The sequence below is a fragment of the Pontibacter qinzhouensis genome (assembly GCF_008017455.1).
In the GTDB taxonomy this organism is placed as follows: Bacteria; Bacteroidota; Bacteroidia; order Cytophagales; family Hymenobacteraceae; genus Pontibacter; species Pontibacter qinzhouensis.
Window position 1 is genome coordinate 85,454 of the sequence record NZ_VRTY01000002.1, and the last position, 17,257, is coordinate 102,710.

At 45.8% G+C, this 17,257-nt stretch carries 13 protein-coding genes; 8 read left to right on the forward strand and 5 right to left on the reverse strand.

Features of this window, described 5'->3' with window-relative positions; all coding sequences use genetic code 11:
- Positions 1-356: 356 nt before the first annotated feature.
- Entirely contained in the window at positions 357-1,487 is a 1,131-nt protein-coding gene (gene tcmP, locus FVR03_RS00905) for a three-Cys-motif partner protein TcmP (RefSeq protein ID WP_255473989.1), read from the forward strand.
- A gap of 404 nt (positions 1,488-1,891) precedes the next feature.
- Here the strand turns inward: tcmP and FVR03_RS00910 are convergent, their stop codons facing one another.
- A complete protein-coding gene (locus FVR03_RS00910) occupies positions 1,892-2,314 on the reverse strand; it encodes a hypothetical protein (protein ID WP_147919875.1) in 423 nt (140 codons plus the stop codon).
- A gap of 136 nt (positions 2,315-2,450) precedes the next feature.
- Here FVR03_RS00910 and FVR03_RS00915 point away from each other — a divergent pair, with 136 nt between their 5' ends.
- Positions 2,451-3,014, forward strand: a complete 564-nt coding sequence (locus tag FVR03_RS00915) for a DUF1543 domain-containing protein (protein WP_147919876.1) — start codon at positions 2,451-2,453, stop codon at positions 3,012-3,014.
- Positions 3,015-3,048: 34 nt separating this feature from the next.
- Entirely contained in the window at positions 3,049-4,446 is a 1,398-nt protein-coding gene (gene dacB / locus FVR03_RS00920; RefSeq protein WP_147919877.1) for a D-alanyl-D-alanine carboxypeptidase/D-alanyl-D-alanine endopeptidase, read from the forward strand.
- A 427-nt stretch (positions 4,447-4,873) separates the two neighbouring features.
- On the opposite strand, the gene FVR03_RS00925 is transcribed toward dacB, so the two are convergent.
- Positions 4,874-5,197: a hypothetical protein gene (locus FVR03_RS00925; protein ID WP_147919878.1), complete on the reverse strand. Its 324-nt coding sequence runs from the start codon at positions 5,195-5,197 to the stop codon at positions 4,874-4,876.
- Between the two features lie 344 nt (positions 5,198-5,541).
- On the opposite strand from FVR03_RS00925, the gene FVR03_RS00930 reads away from it, so the two are divergent.
- From FVR03_RS00930 to FVR03_RS00950, 5 genes are all read left to right on the forward strand, one after another.
- A complete protein-coding gene (locus FVR03_RS00930) occupies positions 5,542-6,696 on the forward strand; it encodes a zinc-dependent alcohol dehydrogenase (RefSeq protein WP_147919879.1) in 1,155 nt (384 codons plus the stop codon).
- Positions 6,697-6,707: 11 nt separating this feature from the next.
- The gene (locus tag FVR03_RS00935) at positions 6,708-7,190 is read left to right on the forward strand and encodes a hypothetical protein (RefSeq protein ID WP_147919880.1); all 483 of its coding nucleotides are present in this window, start codon (positions 6,708-6,710) and stop codon (positions 7,188-7,190) included.
- 100 nt (positions 7,191-7,290) lie between these two features.
- The gene (locus tag FVR03_RS00940) at positions 7,291-8,298 is read left to right on the forward strand and encodes a GlxA family transcriptional regulator (RefSeq protein ID WP_147919881.1); all 1,008 of its coding nucleotides are present in this window, start codon (positions 7,291-7,293) and stop codon (positions 8,296-8,298) included.
- Between the two features lie 696 nt (positions 8,299-8,994).
- Positions 8,995-9,606, forward strand: coding sequence for a hypothetical protein (locus tag FVR03_RS00945; RefSeq protein WP_147919882.1), 612 nt, complete (start codon positions 8,995-8,997; stop codon positions 9,604-9,606).
- 447 nt (positions 9,607-10,053) lie between these two features.
- The gene (locus FVR03_RS00950) at positions 10,054-10,428 is read left to right on the forward strand and encodes a hypothetical protein (RefSeq protein ID WP_147919883.1); all 375 of its coding nucleotides are present in this window, start codon (positions 10,054-10,056) and stop codon (positions 10,426-10,428) included.
- A gap of 411 nt (positions 10,429-10,839) precedes the next feature.
- Here the strand turns inward: FVR03_RS00950 and FVR03_RS00955 are convergent, their stop codons facing one another.
- The 3 genes from FVR03_RS00955 to FVR03_RS00965 form a co-directional block, all read right to left on the reverse strand.
- Entirely contained in the window at positions 10,840-12,156 is a 1,317-nt protein-coding gene (locus FVR03_RS00955) for a ferredoxin reductase family protein (protein ID WP_222707156.1), read from the reverse strand.
- A 1,107-nt stretch (positions 12,157-13,263) separates the two neighbouring features.
- Positions 13,264-13,635 (reverse strand): GerW family sporulation protein, encoded by a 372-nt coding sequence (locus FVR03_RS00960; RefSeq protein ID WP_147919884.1) that lies wholly within the window; start codon positions 13,633-13,635, stop codon positions 13,264-13,266.
- 286 nt (positions 13,636-13,921) lie between these two features.
- A complete protein-coding gene (locus tag FVR03_RS00965; RefSeq protein WP_147919885.1) occupies positions 13,922-16,975 on the reverse strand; it encodes a PAS domain-containing protein in 3,054 nt (1,017 codons plus the stop codon).
- Positions 16,976-17,257 lie beyond the last annotated feature (282 nt).

Genomic DNA, 17,257 nt, shown 5'->3' on the forward strand with positions numbered 1-17,257 from the left:
ATTATATCTTTTGCCAACCAGCCTGCAAAGCTACTTCCTGAAAAAGCATGATAGGGGGATTTCCTTTTAAATTGAGTGAACAATGCATCAGGGCAACAGATTATTTTATTTTGTAGATAATGAAGAGGTCCATTCTACTTGCTGAGACAGACCTATGTTTTTGTTTTAAGTTTGTTACCTTTTGTTTAGGCCAAATCCATTGAGGCTATTAACTCCTGCTGCTGCTTTTATCTGCCAAATATCGACCATAAATGCTACATTTGCAGCCCCATGTTTAGCCGGTTTTCTGTTAATAGCCCATCATTAGAGGCGGTGGTGTGCTGTTTTTTCAGAAATTGATGTAAATGAACACTCGCATGCCAACTGTAGATACAAACGATTTTTTTACTACTCAACGCAGTACTTCCGAAATTAAATCAGAATTGCTGAATGAGTACTTCAGGGCGTGGTGCAGCGCCATGCTGTCGGGGCAACGCTACCGCTCCGACCATACGCTGGCGTTTATCGATTTACAGGCAGGCGATGGCAAACAGGTGGATGGCAAGCCTGCGGCACCCGTTAAAATATTAAACAGTGTGTTCGGCTCCATCGATAAGTTTAAGCTGAACAAAATTGTTCGGACCTTCTTTAACGACGCAAAGAAAGCTGATGTAGCCAGGCTGAAACAGCAGCTGGAGAGCCTGCCATACTACGATGAACTGGTGCACAAGCCAGTGATCCTGAACGAAGAAGCTAACTTCAGTTTTCTGGCCCGGCTCCTCGGAAACGACACCCCGACTTTGCTTTATACCGACCCTTTAGATTATAGCTTCTCGCAGCAGATGCTGCTGCAGTCGGTCAGGAGGTGGGGCATGGATGTGTTTATGCTGTTTAGTCCGGCAAAAATGCGCACCGCTATGCAGCACATCGAAAACAACGAACTGCTGGCCGAGCTGTTCGGGGCTGAGCGGGTGGCCGCCATCCAGGCATTTTGTGAACGTTACCAGGATGCCATGCAGCGCGAAGATTTTATGGTGGATAAACTGGAGGAGGTATTTAAGGAGAAAGACTATAAAACGTTCCGCTTTAAAATTTGCCTGCCAAAGAAAAACCAAACCAGCCATTATTTGTTTTTTGCTTCTAAAACAGATGTGGCCTACATGAAGCTGAAAGAACTGATGCTGACCTACAGCGATTACCAGGAAGATGGCGTGCCGCTTTTTGGTGCGAATATAAAACACCAGCTGTCGCTGTTTCAGGAGCAGTACCGGTACTCCGTTAAAAACCTGGTGGCAGACCTGGCAACAAAAGCCGGGTTTTACAACAACCTCCCGATAGACAGCATTTACCGGCACCACAACATCGGCACGAACTATATTCGGGGCAATTACCAGGAGGCTTTTGAAGAACTGAAGAAAAGTGGGGTGGTAGAAGCCATTAACCCTGTTTCGCGGCAACCCATGCGCAAAGTTTCGTTTACCTCCATTATCAGTTACCGGAATAGCTGACTTTTTAGGTGTGAATGATCAGCGTCTAAATTATTCTAATGAAAACTGTCTTCCAAAGAGAATCAGCGACTTTTTAGCCAAGGGTAGGAGTCCAAGAAAAGAGAGAGCAGCGGTGACAGTTGGAAGAAACTGTTCCTTTGCCTGCTTGCTTGTTCTTTTTGTATTTCTACTATAGCCATAAAGCCAAAGTTTATTCAGTTGCTTATTTATGTTAAATAGAATCGAGTGCAACAAAACTCGTCTTTTGCACAAAAGAGAATTACATCCAAGAAGACCCTTGGCAAAATTTTATTCTAAATCCTTTGGAAGGGCATTTTCATTGGAATAATTCAAGATTAGGTACAGAACTAACCAAACAGCCAATCGGGCAGGAAAGATGCGGCAAACATAGGCTTCAGAAACTGCTACCGCTTGCCTTTTTTTCCGGGTTTCTCTTTGCGCCGCTGCGCTTTCAGCTGTTTGAATTCTTCATTGGGTAGTATTACCTCGTACGTAATGGCAGATAATATAGGCTGCTGTTCTTCTTCATCGTACATCATGGTAATGGTGAGGAGTTTATTCTCGTTCAGCTCATAGGTATCGCCCTCTTTATCGTACACCTGAAACTCGTACTCGCCTTCTTCGAGCAAATTGTTCTGCAGGCGGGCCAGGCAATCGCCTGTTAGTACAAGAGGCGTATCGAGTTCATCCTCAAAATCGAAAGGCTGAAAATACTTGCCGTCTTTCTTATGCGTAACGTAAGCTATCTTGCTGATGTAGAGCTCAATAGCCTGGTTCTTTGTTTCTCTTTTCGTTTTAATATCCAGAATATTGCCTTTTAATCTCATCTTTTAAGTTCTTTGGTCGTTTAGTTAGCAGCCAGGGCAGGTGGTGTAGCTTCAGGGCAAGCAACAGGTTGGCCACTGGTACAACAGCACGAAGATAAGTTTTAAACACACAAACTCTAAGCCTCTCCTGAAGATCATGGAGCACCCTACACTTTTTATGCTCCTGCTCGGCTGCAGACCGCCAGGCAGAAACACAGAGCAACATGATGTTTTTTTCGGCATTGCCAATTCAGTTAAGGAACTGGTGCCTGCCATAAAACAGTTCTGGCCCGAAGCTAAAGGATCGGTTCATGTAGATGCCTGGCGCAAAGTAACAGCGGTAAACGGTTACCGGGTACAGGTGCTGCCACGGGCTGCCGGAGAGGAAGCGGCAGAAAAGGAGCGACTTTTTTTCGTGAACCTTGGCGGCTACAAAGCAGGCGAGTTCGACGAGTTTCATTACAAAATATTGCTCGTAGCCAGATCAAAAGCAGAAGCCATGCAACAAGCACGGCAAACCGCTTTTTACAAGCACACAGGTTTTAAAGGTGCTCCAGCCCATGTAGACGATAAATTTGGCGTAGACGTAGACGAACTTTACCAGGTAAAGGACCTGTTGCCGGAGCCCGTGAAACAGCTGTACCGGTTACAGCTCTCGGCATCCACAGCACTCGCCCCGGATGAACTACATTTAGGTTATTTTAAATTGAACAAGCTATAACAGCCCTTGCACCGCCAGCTAAATTTTATTTTTCATGATATCATCTTCTGCAAAGGCAGCTATTACCTGTTTATTTCTTTTGCTACAGACCAGTGCCTTTCCCCAGAAGGTTTCAGAAAGGCTTGCTGCTGCTTTTAAAGCATTTCAGGCCGACCCGCAATTACGCAACGGTATGGCCTCTTTTTATGTGCTGGATGCCAGCACAGGGCAGGTTGTGTATGAGCAGAACGGCAGTGTGGGGTTAGCACCGGCCTCAACGGTTAAAGTTATTACGAGTGCCACCGCTTACGAACTGCTGGGCAAAAACTTCCGGTACGAAACCTCTTTTGCCATTCGGAAAGGAGGAGAGGGGGCGGCTCTGGTACTTGTTCCATCCGGCGACCCAACCTTAGGCAGCTGGCGCTGGAGCCACACAAAAGAGGAGGCGGTGCTGACCAAAATTGCAGCAGCCATGCAAGCAACGGGTGTAAAGGTGTTTAACGAGGTGCTGGTGGCAAATGATGGCTGGAACGAAGAAACAATACCAGACGGCTGGATCTGGCAGGATGTAGGAAATTACTATGGGGCAGGAGCGGCTAAACTGAACTGGCGCGAAAACCAGTTTGACGTGGTGCTGCGGTCGGGTAAGCAGGTTGGCGAGGCGGTTTCGGTTGTTCGTACTGTTCCTGCGTTGCATGGGTATACGTTACAGTCAGAGGTGCGGGCAGCGGCAGCCGGAACCGGCGACAAGGCTTATATCTATTTTCCGTTGCAGGCAGGAGCTGCCACCATTCGGGGTACCATTCCTGTTAACCAGTCTGCCTTTACTATTTCGGGTGCTATGCCTGCTCCGGCGCAGCAACTGGTGGGCGCGCTGGCGCAAAAGCTGCAGCTACAGGGTGTAACCATGCCTGCCAGGGCAACTATAGCTCCTACACTTATGATGCAGCCTGCCACACTCACTACTGTTCATAAAGTAGTTTCGCCTCCGCTAGATAGCCTGATTTACTGGTTCAACAGGCGCAGCATTAACCTTTATGGCGAAGCCCTCCTGAAAACGATCGTGTACAAAAGTACCGGGAGCGCCAACCCTGATCAAGGTCTGCACCTGCTCCGGAATTTCTGGAAGCAGCGTGGCATACCGGAAACGGAGTTGAATATGGTAGATGGCTCCGGGCTTTCTCCGCTGAACCGCGTGACTACCCATGCGCAGGTAAAGGTGCTGCAGTACGCCCGCAAGCAACCCTGGTTCAGCGGTTTTTACGAGTCGCTGCCTTCCATAAATGGCCTTAAAATGAAAAGCGGAACCATACGCGATGTGAAAGCATTCTGCGGCTACCATAAAAGCAAAGACGGGAAAGAATATATTTTCGCGTTCCTGGTAAATAATTACAATGGAACTCAGGCTTCTATTACCCAGAAAATGTACCAGGTGCTGAATGAGCTGAAGTAATTATAATCTACCCAAGGCGCAGATTCCTAATATGCTTATCTTGGATAGGTTTACACTCACTAAATACATTCAGCAAAAACATATCGGTTACACCCTTGGCAAAATTTGGATGCAAAACCTTCCGGAGGCTGTTTTCATTCAAATAATTTAGAAGCGACCGCTGAAGCAAGTTGATTTATCCGACAGTACTTTTTTGTTTGTACCTAGAAGTGAGACAACAACAGGAGAAGTTAGGGATACCATTTGATTTAAGTAAGAGGACTAAATTAGATTAATACATCTGTTCAGTTTTAACAAAGTTTATAACCCTGGAAATCAATAAAATACAACTTCAAAAGTCTTGTGTCTTGATACTTAGTAAAAAATAAAGCTGCACCTCCGTCTTTAAAAGAAGTGCAGCTTTATTTAACTATTGGAGGTGCAGGTGTCAGTCTTTCTCGTTCCCTAAGTCCTCATTGCTTTTATGCCCTTTAAGCGTGCTCGCATTGGGTTGGTTATTTCGGAATTCCTTATCTGTGCTGTCTGCACCTCGGGTAGTGGTGGTAGCATTCGCATTCGGCCCTTTATCCGGGCTTTCTTTGCCTTTTTTTGCCCCGGCACTTGTTCCTTCTCTGCTAGGTTTGTTTTCGCCGCGTGTATTATCGGCTCCGCCTGCCACTGGGCCTGTTTTTCCTCCTTCGGGTTGTCCGCTTACGCCGCCGTGGTTGCTGTCATGCGATTTTAATTCGTTACTTTTTTTTCCCTCTGCCATAATGCCTCTCTTTATTAGTTAGTTAAACCATTTTCTTTACACAGCTACTTTTGGTAAGTAGTCGAGTTAAGAAGAACAAAATGGTTTTGATCTGTATATACGTTTCCATAACCAATAAAGCCACGTAAGTTTTAATAAGTCCTTTCGAAAAATTATATGCTGTCAGTATTTAATTGAAACAACCAGTGTAAACACTTAAAAAATGCATCATGCTCCTGATTCTGAAACATTGAGTAGACAGATAAGTACTTTAAGATGGGCTGTTTCTGCTTAGCAGGATGCCTGTTTAGGCTGGTAAAGCACTTGCCATAACGTTTATAACTTAACCAGAAAGGCTTTAATCTATGTTAGCGATGAATTACCGCGGCCCTAAGCGGGTTCGGATCGACCACAAACCTATGCCCGAGATCATGCATCCGCAGGATGCCATTGTGCGGGTTACACGCTCCTGTATCTGCGGGTCTGATCTGCATCTTTACAACGGCAACGTGCCCGACACACGCGTAGGCATGACCTTTGGGCACGAATTTACAGGAGTAGTTGAAGAAATAGGCTCTGAAGTACAAAAGCTGAAAGTGGGCGACCATGTGCTGGTGCCCTTTAATATTGCCTGTGGCAAATGCGCCTTCTGCAAACAGGAACTTTATGGTAATTGCCATGAATCTAATTCACAGGCTACTGCCGTTGGCGGCATTTTCGGGTATTCACATACAGCGGGTGGCTACGATGGTGGTCAGGCAGAATATGTGCGTGTACCCTATGCCGATGTAGGCCCGACTGTTATTCCGGAAGGTATGGACCCCGACGATGCCGTAATGCTGACAGATGTAGTGCCGACCGGCTACCAGGCTGCTGAAATGGGCGGCATTCAGAAGGGAGATACCGTGGTGGTGTTTGGAGCAGGACCTGTAGGCATTATGGCCGCCAAGTGTGCCTGGCTGTTTGGGGCAGGTCGTGTTATCGTATTCGACCAGTTAGAATATCGGTTGGAGTTTGTAAAGAACTATGCTCAATGTGAGGCCTATAATTTTAGAGAAATAGACGATGTAGTGGTGTTTGTGAAGAAAACCACCGACTGGATGGGAGCTGATGTCTGTATTGATGCTGTTGGCGCAGAGGCAGCAGGAAATGCGATGCAGACCATTACAGGCCGTAAAACCCTCTTGCAGGCCGGATCTGCCACAGCCTTGCATTGGGCCATAAATGCTGTGAAAAAAGGAGGGATCGTGTCGATAGTAGGAATTTATGGACCTACCGATAACTTGGTGCCAATTGGTAACCTGGTAAACAAAGGTATTACCATCAGGGCTAACCAAGCTTCGGTTAAACGTTTGCTTCCTCGCCTGATCGAGCATGTGCAAAGTGGCGTGCTAAACCCTAAAGCATTAATTACTCACCGTATTCCGTTAGAGGAAGTTTCTGACGGATACCGGATTTTTTCAGCTAAGCTGGATAATTGCATTAAACCTGTGCTTATTCCACCATCAGCCAGAATTTAACATGAATTACTATGGAAAATAAACCTGTCGATTATAATCTGATAAAAGGGTGGGGCATAGATGCTGACCCTAAAAATGATCCGACTTACCCCATGAAACACCGCACCAATGAAGAGCAAAAGGGGTACACATGGGATCGGCCGACACAACAACCCATCAATATTGAAGTGCTCCATTCTAACGAGCGGCCTAATGTAACTGCTGTTTTCGGTACGTCCACGCCACCCTCAGGCTTGAGTGGCATGATCAGGCGCTATGCTTTTCAGTACAGCGAGAATAGCTATGGACACTGGCTGCCCCTGCTGCTGGCCGACCGGGTAAACGTGGTCGAAGGAATTGTGGATGATTTTATAAACGGGAAAGTGCCGAACATTCTGGCAGAAAAAGGCTATAAGGCCGAGTGGAAACATAATCGCACTGGCTTGTTGCAAAAAGCAGCGATAGTTGGGGCCATTTCCACCGTCGCCTTTTTGCTTCTCCGTAAAAAGAATTAATTTTTTTTGTACCTTGAGATACGCAGCCTGAAGTAGCGCACAATGCCTTACTTCAGGCTGCTTTGTCCTCTTGGATTCAAATCAGGTTAAAGAGCCACGGATGAAAAATATAGCGATACTTGTTCCGAAAGGTGCCATTTTGGGCAGTGTGGAAGGGCCACGCCAGGTGTTTACCGAAGTTAACAAACTTATGCAGAGCATGGGGAAGCCAAGCCTGTTTGAGGTAAAGCTAGTCGGCCTGACCCGTGAGGTATCGGCAGCTGGTGGTATTTACACCGTGTTCACCGATGTGCTGGCACAGGATGTAAAGAAAACAGACCTCATTATTATCCCGGCTCTCGATGGCGATATGCTCCTGAACTTACAGCACAACCAGGACTTCATTCCCTGGATCAGGAAACAGCACGACAAGGGAGCAGAGGTGGCCAGCCTTTGCGTGGGTGCTTTTTTGCTCGCCTCTACCGGCTTGGTTACCGGCAAGCAATGCGCCACCCATTGGATGGCAGCCAACGATTTCAGGAGGATGTTTCCGGAGGTAAACCTGGTAGAAGATAAAATAATCACAGATGAGCAGGGCATCTACTCCAGCGGAGGAGCCTTCTCTTACCTGAACCTGATCCTGTACCTGATCGAAAAATATGCAGGCCGTGAAGTGGCCGTTTTTATGTCGAAGGCCTTTCAGATAGAGATTGAACGCAAAAGCCAGTCACCGTTTATGATCTTTAAAGGACAGAAGGAGCATGAAGACGAGCCGGTAAAGAAAGCCCAGGAGTTTATTGAACAGCACTTTCAGGAGAAGATTTCGATTGATCAACTGGCTTCTATGCTGGCCCTTAGCCGCAGGAACCTGGAGCGTCGGTTTAAAAAAGCCACCGCCAACTCGATTGTGGAGTACCTGCAACGGGTAAAAATTGAAGCCGCCAAAATGAGCCTTGAAAACTCCAGAGAAAATATAAATGAGGTAATGTACCAGGTAGGCTATTCAGACCCTAAAGCGTTCCGGACCACATTTAAGCGTATAACCGGCCTGTCGCCGTTGCAGTATAGGAGCAAGTATAATTTTGCTGCGGCTACCGAAGCAGCACCTCTGTCAGCCAGATCTGCTTAATTAAGCATAGCTTTGTTAAGAGCCACAAACTGGTTTTTACCCTTGACTCAATTGAGCAGATTTTTCTTCTGAAGGCTGTTTTTATTAGGATAATTGAAGGTTGTGCGGAAGTAGCGAAAGCATAAACAGCTAATTTCTGCTAAATTTACCTCCACTGCCTGCCCTTGCCGGTTGTTTTAACCTGTTACAGGAACATTAGACAGGAGCATCTGGAGCAGATTCTATGCCTGATGCCACCTTTAACCTTACAGCGAAGTATTAAGCTGAAAAGGTCAGAAAAGCAGCATACCGAACTTACTCCATCATGCTGAAGAGTAATTCTTTCTCTGCACCTGCACGCACTGCTAACTCTGTAGTTAGTAACCACCAGTAAGTTAGATTGGCTCTTGCAGCACAACTCACACTCTCGATTTCTCAAAAATTGTCTCCACTATAGGAAAAGGATACAAAATAAGATATATCAAAATTTTATTAATAATTTATATTTATTATATTTGCCAGTGTTGTTGAAAATATTCCCGCTACACTACCAATTTTGCTAAAAGGCGTTTGGTCACCCGATATATTTCGCCTTTGATTTTCTATCATTTCCATTGAAGCTGTCTTCAAGCCCATTTTGCGCGCGTTTGGGCCTTATTCGCTGCATCTAAAGCGTTTCCTGATCTGCTACTGTTAATTGGTTTTAAAGAAATTGCTATGAAAGAAATCATGGACAATATTAAAACTGTTTGTGCCCTCATCTGCCTGTTCTTTCCTGTTGTATTGTGGAGCTGTGACGCTGAAAAAGCTGATACACCAGCGCCACTGGCTACTCTTGAACAGGCAGACCACGTTAAGGGCGGACCAAATAGGCCCAATTCTGCTTACCACAACAAGGTGCTTGCCCAGGTGAGGCAGGCTACAGCCAAGTACCACCGAATAGAGGCTGCCATTGCAGATGGTTACATGGCATCTTCCGATTGTGTGGCTAGTCCTGCCGGAGGTATGGGCTACCATTTTGTGAATTTTATGCTGGTAGATGGGATAGTAGACCCGATGCATCCGGAGGTGCTGGTTTACGAGCCTCAGAAAAACGGCAAACTAAAGCTGGTGGCAATTGAGTTTATGGTAATGGCTGCCAGTTGGGATCCACTATATGCCACTCCACCCATGCTTGGCGACCAGGTGTACGACGATCATCGGGCACCAGGCTCAGGTGGTCCGCCTTTCCCGCATTACCAATTGCATGCCTGGGTATGGAAAAACAATCCGTCTGGTATGCACGCACCTTTTAACCCAAAAGTAAGTTGCCAGTATGCTACTGAGTAGGTGCGTGAAAATCATTTTTCAGCTACAGGTGGTGCGTGTTCCGGAAGCAGGGGCAGGGACCACCTGTAACAACATCAACTACTGTCACTTATAATCCGGTTTATCCATCTTAACCAGTAACTACACATCAGACTTGTTTTTCTGCAATTCCTAAAGAAGATTTTAATAATTCAAGCTTCTGAAGTGAGGCTAACTTTATGCACCCGGAAATTCCTGAATTCAAAAATAGTGATAGCAGCGGCATCGGATGATACAGTTCAGTTATTTAGATAGCCAGCAGGGTGGGGGCAGAAAGAGAAGCAGGCAAAAATATCGGCCATGGTAACATTAAACGTACGGAAATGTTCTGCTCATTTTAAACTTTCGGTAAATCCGGTTTTTAAATCGCGCTGGCCGTATACAGGTATAGGTTACACCTGATTCAAGGCATACCTTTACTAAATCATCATGAAAGCCACTACCATTTTATTCTCATTAGGATTGGGTGTATGTTTGCTTATAAGCACCCATACAATTGCACAATCCACATCTACTCAAGAAAAGCAAATCGAAAAAGAGAGAGTGGAACAAGATAAAAAACGTCTGTCGGATGCAGATGATCTCAGGAAAGCTACCAAGTCAAATGCTAACCATGCCAAAGCAGATGCTAAAGATGCAAAATCTAAAGCTGTAGCGGCCCAACATGCCGACAAAGAGGCTGCAGCTGCTGCTAAACAAGCAAAAAAATCAGTAAGGTTAGAAGAAAAAGCACAGAAAAATCGCATGCAGGCTGATAAACAAGCTAAAAAAGCAGCTAAAGCCAACAGAAAGGCATCTAATTAGCGTGTATAGTTGGCGATTAAAATTCGCCTAAATTATGAAGTTAATATAGTGCAACAGGAAAAATGGTGACAAAACACCGTTTATTCCTATTGCTGAATCCACAAAAACTGTTTATGAGATTCGAAAATGTTGTTCCGGATTTCTGGTTGGAAATAAGGTTTTAGGATTTTGTTAAAGAGCGATTTTACTTTACACCGACGCCTACAACCCTCTTGCACCAAAAAGAACAGCCATCAGGAGCAGAATAATGCCAACAATATCACCTATTCGGCTCATGAGTTTATAGAGAAGTTTCGTTTGTTTCGACATAATAAGTAAGTTGTGTTTCTGAATAATTTGTTTTGCTAAGGCTTTTGGTCCTCTGCAGTGGGCGACTTTAAGCCTGAAGAAGATGATTATGTTGTACAGAGGTTACACAATTTCGAAGCGCTCTGAGTAAATGCGGCGCCAGTTGATGCCCAGGTTATGAAAGGCAACTTCTGCTACATCCATGAGCGGGCCTGGGCCACAAATAAAATACATGTAGGTGTTGGGTTCGGGCGGAAGGTACTTTTCAATCATGTCCTGGTCGATGCGTCCTTCTTCTCCATCCAGTTCTTCATCCTCCGGCAGATCTTCGATCACGTGGACTATCTTCAGATTTATCTCCCGGCTTATCTCTTCCAGCTCCTCCCGAAACGTAACGCCTTCCCAGTTTTTATTCGCATAGAGTAAGGTTGCTTTTCGGGTGTCTTTTCTGTCGCGCATAGTGCGGAGCATGCTCATGCAGGGCGTAATGCCAATGCCTCCCATTACAAAAAACAAATGGCTGTCGGGTTCCGGTGTAAACGATCCGAAAGGACCTTCCAGAAAGGCTGTAGTTTCGGCTTTGAGGTCTTTCCAGGTGCCGGTGAAATCGCCCATCGATTTGGCTGTGAAGCTGACGGTTGTATCGCTGGCACTGGAGGCAAACGAAAACGGGTGTTGTTGTAAAGTAAAAGGAGAGGAATTTATGGTGATCCAGGCAAACTGCCCGGGCGTGAAGGTTAAGCGCCTGCCTTTTTCAGATGCCAGCGTAACGCTGTAGCATTCGTCGCGCTCAGGCTTTACATCCACAATTTTATACGGGCGTTTCTTGTTTTGCCACGGCCTGACAAAGCGCGTGTGCAGCACCAGGTACATGCTGGCACCCATTATTACTGCCAAAGCAATTTTTTTCCAGAGCGGGTCGAGGTAGTGCCCAACCTGTATAGAATGCACCACGCCAACAAACACAATTGCCAAAGCCAAAAACCCATGCAGGAGCCGCCACTTCTCATAATTCAGCTTAAAGGCAACCCGCCAGATACTGGTAACGGTAATGCCAATAATAGCGACAGTAACAAAGCTGAGGGCAATGGCCCGCATCAGGTTTACACGCGGATCGAAATACGACAGGAATCCAGGATCGGTCAGGATAAGGGTAATCGGGTGGCCCAGCACAAACAGGAAAGCCACCAGCCCCATTTTCCGATGAAAATGCATGATGTTATCCATGCCGTAGGTCGGGGCTATCCAATGAAAGCGGCCCGAAAATAAAGATTGCAAACCGAATATGGCTAAGGCCAGAAAGCCTAAGGCTACCCCAAACTCCATCCAGAAAGACCGCGCCTCAGGTGTTGGGCCAATAAGCGCCAGCCCCAATGGCAGCAACGATAAAAGTAGAAAGACAGTAAGCCATAAAAAACCTCTTCGGTAAGAGTATCTCATAGGTATAGGTTTTAAGTGGTTTCTAATTAACAGTAGCCAGAGCACCGGTTAGAGTCGTTCAGACTCCTTTTAGAGGCATACCTCACGAGTAAGTTTACCTTTAGCCAAAGCCAGTTCAAGCAGAAAACATGTTACTACCCTTGGCTCATTTTAGCCTGAAATGCTTCTGAAGGCCATATCTATTTAAATAATTCAGATACTGAATAACCTTAGTTTGGTGTTCTTACAGTTCACAAAGCTGCAGCTGTCTGGTAACTGGCAACGCCTTTTACAACTCTATTTCATCAGAAAGGTTACGCTGACACCTGCAGTTCGAGCCGAAGCGATCAGCAGATGGGTGCATGGGATTAAATGAAACAGATAAAAAAAAGATATAAAATATCAGTTTGAAAAGCTCTCACTATATTGGTGATGTTGCAATCAGGCCCTTTGTCTTAAGAGCTGAATTGTACTTATACAAACCCTGCACCTTAAATTCATAAGTCAGCTTGGGAGGAGTTGCAATCTTTGAATAAATTAAAGTGAAGATCCGATAGGTAAGCAGAAAAAAAATTATGCCTCAGTTGTGGGAACAGCATACATTTGGATCGGTACAGCGCCGTGCTGTAACTGGCAATAACCGCCTGCCGGCACCACTGGCATAGCACCATTTCAACCTAAAAAGCGGCCACAAGATACCTCTGTTATTCTTCAAGCGCCCACTTCTACCGGAACTGCTTTTAGCTACTCATGATCCTGAACGCATGCAGCAGCAAACAGGATAATACAGGCCCTGCCTAGGAGGATATTTCCGAAACGGCGTACGCCTCTGGCATTGTGAAAAGTAAAAATTGCAGAGGCATTTAACTCACATAATTTAATGGGAGGAAAACTGCTGTGTTTAGTCTTAGTTCTTATGGTAACTCAATATGCTGTGGCAGCAGCAGGTTCATATTTATTCGCCTTAATTTGATACCTTAACAGCCCCGGTAAGGATTTTTTAGCTGCAGTAAGCCAACACTACTTACACAGCCTGCCCTTGCTTGGGGGCGGCATTTTGAATATATAGATGGCCTTCCAAAGTAAAACAATTAATAAGAGCCAAGAGTAGTTCGGGTAGGGCTCCTGCTATTTTCGTAGCAGCTTTGCCACACTTCTCACCAGCAGCACAGAGAACAGCCCACTCACGGCAATTATCTTAACAACTGTCTGCGGATCGCGGATGGCCTTGTACTTGGTGGTGCCTTCTTTTATCTCGATGTAGCCAACCGGCATAATGGCTATACCGCCTCCACCACCTGATCCTTCTTCGCCTGCTTTGTTACCTGCTCCACCGCCAAACCCATAGGCTAGTTTAGAAACCGGCACAACAGTAACACCTCCACGCTCTATGGGGTCGCCATAAACGGTAGAAGCTTTGGCTGCCAAACCGACCTTTTCGGCCAGCCGTTCTACAAAATTATTTCCAGAAGACGGACTTTTGTGTGATGGGGTTTCCATAGAGTTATTGTTAGGGTGAGAGCCTAAAGTAATTAAAAAGATAACAGGAAGCTATAGGAAAATACTAGCTTCCTGCAGTATTTGAAAGAGAATTGCTGAACTGTTTCTAAAGCAAAGACAAACAGCGTAAGGCTACAGTACCCTTGACTAAATTCCGGGGAAAAATCTTTGGAAGGCCATTTTCATTTGAATAATTTAGAACATGCTGGTTTCTGCAAATAATCATCTGCTGCAGTTCTTGCTAATTTAATGGATCTGAAAATTAATGTTTCAGCCAAACAGGAAGTTACCGTTTAAGGTGCACTTTAAAGGTAGAGCCTTGCCCTTCCTGGCTGTCGACTTCTATGTAGCCACCAGCGTTTTCAACCATCTTTTTCACCATATAAAGTCCAACGCCAGAACCTTCTACGTGGTCGTGCAGGCGGCCAAACATTGTAAAGAGCCGCTGGCTGGCTTCCAGATCAATTCCAAGGCCGTTGTCCTGCACCGACAAGTCCAGGTAGTCTCCTTCGTGCCGGCACTCTATTTTTACTTTTGGCTTGCGGTCGGGGGAGCGGTATTTAATGGCGTTCGACAAGAGATTGTAAACTACAGAGCGCAGGTTCTTCTCTGAAAAATTAACGCCTATGCAACCGTTCATCTCTACAGTTACTTCTGCACCTGCTTCAGCTAACTGCGGCGACAGGTCCAGCCTGACCTCCCGAATTACTTCGGCCAGGTTTACCTCCACCATCGCCTGGTTATTTTCCTTTTGAAGTTTGGTGACATCGGTCAGGTGGTCGATAGTTCGCTTAAACCGCTCTATAGATTGTTGAATCATGCGGGTTACATCGTCCAAACCCTCAGCCGCTATCAGGTGTTGGGGCAAAGACTCGATAAGTATCTGCATAAGGCCCTCTATGTTAAAAATAGGTGCTTTTAGATCGTGCGAGGCTGTATAAATAAAATTGTCGAGGTCGATGTTGGTGCGCGTCAGCTGCTCGTTGGTGGTGCTAAGTTCAGCATTAGTGTTGGCTAACTGCTCCGTAAGTGCTTTTAGGGCTGCTTCCTGCTTTTTCCGTTCTCCTATATAAATTGAAATGGTGGCTAAACCCAATAACTGCCCCGTATCGGGGTCTTTAATGGCAAAGCTATTGTAGTGCACGGGTAATTTTTCACCGGTTATAAAGTGCTTGAACTGAAACTCACCTGCCCATTTACCTTCCGACAGCAGTGCAGGTATAATGACTTCCTGTACAAAAGCCTGATCTTCTTCAAAAAAGAAATCCGTAACATGAAGTTCTTTCACCTGTTTCTGTTCGAGCCCCAGAAAATCGAGGCCAGCCTGGTTAATGTAAACACCTTTACCAGAAGGAGTGGCGAGGCCAATAAAATCGATGCTGTTATCGACTAGTGCAACCAGTTGTTTCTGGAGCTGCGTTAGTTCCTGCAAAGCGGTATTCGACTTAGAGAGATCTTCGTTAGCGAGCAGGAGTTTCTGAGCCAGGGCATTCGCCTCTTTTTCGCGGTCCTCGATTTGTTGCCGCACCAGCACCTGTTCTGTAATATCGCTTACAAGTGTAAAAAAGCCCTCTACCTGGCCGTGCTTTACATCGGGCACGTAACTGGTTCTGATGTACTTTACAAAATCTTCGCGGTAAGGCATTCTCGATTCAAAATCGAGTCGTTCGCCAGCCAGAGCCCGATCTATGTATTGTTTAACTCCAGCGTATGCTTTCTCACCTACAATATCCACTACTTTCCGGCCAATAAGTTCACTTGGCTTTTTATGGAACCATGCCTCATACGCTTGATTTGCGAATTCATATTTTTCTTCTTTGTTCAGGTAGCCAATAAGAACCGGGAGCGCATCGGTAATAAGCTGCAACCGTTTGGCGCTTTGCTCCACTTCCTGGCGGGCCTCTACCTGCTCGGTTACTTCAAACACAAATACAATAACCCCATCTACCTGGCCAGCTTCGTCTCGTCGGGCCTGTAATGTATAGCTGAAATACCTGTTTTCTATCGGGCCATTTTCGTACCGGGCAACTGGTACCAACGATTCCTGGTTAAAGTAGGTTTGGCCGGTTTTATAAACATTCTTGATAACTTGCGCAAACGGTTGGGTTTCCAGTTCGGTAAGTGCCTCTTTCAGCATAGAATTACCTAGCAGGCGGCGGCCCGGCAGCAATTGCTGGTAAGCAGGGTTAACGAGCTCATACACCAGGTCCTCTCCAGCCAGAATACAGATAGGAGTAGCGGCTTGCATAAACAAGACATGCAGACGGTTGCGATCGGCTTCGATTTTCTGATGCGCCAGTTTCAACTCCTGCGTCCTTTCTTCCACCCGGCTTTCCAGTACATCGTTCAGCTCCTGTAAGGCCATCTGGGTTACGGTCAGCTCTTCGTTCGCAGCTCTTATTTCTTCGTTTGCGGCTGCCATCTGCTCATTCAGGGTTTGTAGCGCATACTCCCGCTCCTCAACCTCTTGTCGGGCTTTTACCTGTGCCGTTACTTCATAGGCAAATACCATAATGCCGTTTATCTTTCCATAAACATCGCGGGTTGCCTGGTATATAAAATTGTAGTAATTGTGCCCTAAGCTGCCAATGTTTTCGTGGTCGAGTTGCACCATCATTTCATGTGCATGATAAGTCTCGCCGGTGCGGTATACTTTGTCGAGGAGGTCGAATATAGGTTGTCCGGCCAGTTCGGGCATTACTTTGGCAATGGGTTGGCCCTGAATGGGGCGGTTGCCAACCAGTTGTTGGTAATGCGGGTTTACCAGTTTAAACACATGCTCCGGACCTTCAAAAATACAGATGAGCGCAGGGGCCTGCATTAAGATGTTGTGCAGCTGCTCACGCTGCAGTTCGGCTTCGGCACGTGCCGCTATCAGCTCCTGGCTTAGTGTTGTTTGGTCAGCTGAAGGCTGCACTGCTTGTTTTGCCTGCTGCCAGGCAGATTTAACAGACTCTTCAGGCTGTAAAACAGCTTCTAATTTAAATATAAGATAAGAAATTTGGCCTTCAGCATCAAGTGCGGGCGTATTCGTAACCGACCAGTTTTTATCTTTCGTTTCTTCCGTCTTGTCTTTTGCCACCTTCTGCTGCAAGTTCAGTTGGTGCGGTTTTTTATTTTCAAGCACCCACTCCAGCGATTGGCGTAGATCTGCCAGGTTTGTCGGGAACAGCTCCAGTATTGGTTTACCAGTTAAGAAATCATGTTCCTGATGAGTAGCCTGCAGGTAGGCATCTGTGGCCGTAATAATTGTAAAATCGGTGGCAATGAAAAGATACGGGTCTGGAAGGGCACGAAGTAAGTTTAAGGTTTCCGTCGGTAAAGATGAAGCGTGTATCATGTAATATTTTTCCTAATAGAGCGCCAAACCTTCGCGTTTCGTTTCCGGATCGCACTAACTCACTAATGTTGTATTACGGTAGGTAATGTTTTAAGTACGATAAGGAGGCAAAGCCTTCTGCAATAAATTTTCTTTAGACGAAAGTAATGGCAGCTAATTAATTAAGGAGCTTCCCCAAATTAAAAAGCGGACAGCTGTAATCAGATGAACTAAACTCAAATTAAAGCAGCTACCTTACTTAATATTTAATGTGTCTGCAGTTAATTCTTCTTCTTATCCTGG

Coding starts and splice junctions, on each gene's coding strand:
- FVR03_RS00935 (WP_147919880.1), top strand. CDS start 6,708: ATGGAAAATAAACCTGTCGATTATAATCTGATAAAAGGGTGGGGCATA.
- tcmP (WP_255473989.1), top strand. CDS start 357: ATGCCAACTGTAGATACAAACGATTTTTTTACTACTCAACGCAGTACT.
- dacB (WP_147919877.1), top strand. CDS start 3,049: ATGATATCATCTTCTGCAAAGGCAGCTATTACCTGTTTATTTCTTTTG.
- FVR03_RS00960 (WP_147919884.1), bottom strand. CDS start 13,635: ATGGAAACCCCATCACACAAAAGTCCGTCTTCTGGAAATAATTTTGTA.
- FVR03_RS00950 (WP_147919883.1), top strand. CDS start 10,054: ATGAAAGCCACTACCATTTTATTCTCATTAGGATTGGGTGTATGTTTG.
- FVR03_RS00940 (WP_147919881.1), top strand. CDS start 7,291: ATGAAAAATATAGCGATACTTGTTCCGAAAGGTGCCATTTTGGGCAGT.
- FVR03_RS00925 (WP_147919878.1), bottom strand. CDS start 5,197: ATGGCAGAGGGAAAAAAAAGTAACGAATTAAAATCGCATGACAGCAAC.
- FVR03_RS00965 (WP_147919885.1), bottom strand. CDS start 16,975: ATGATACACGCTTCATCTTTACCGACGGAAACCTTAAACTTACTTCGT.
- FVR03_RS00930 (WP_147919879.1), top strand. CDS start 5,542: ATGTTAGCGATGAATTACCGCGGCCCTAAGCGGGTTCGGATCGACCAC.
- FVR03_RS00910 (WP_147919875.1), bottom strand. CDS start 2,314: ATGAGATTAAAAGGCAATATTCTGGATATTAAAACGAAAAGAGAAACA.
- FVR03_RS00915 (WP_147919876.1), top strand. CDS start 2,451: ATGGAGCACCCTACACTTTTTATGCTCCTGCTCGGCTGCAGACCGCCA.
- FVR03_RS00945 (WP_147919882.1), top strand. CDS start 8,995: ATGAAAGAAATCATGGACAATATTAAAACTGTTTGTGCCCTCATCTGC.
- FVR03_RS00955 (WP_222707156.1), bottom strand. CDS start 12,156: ATGAGATACTCTTACCGAAGAGGTTTTTTATGGCTTACTGTCTTTCTA.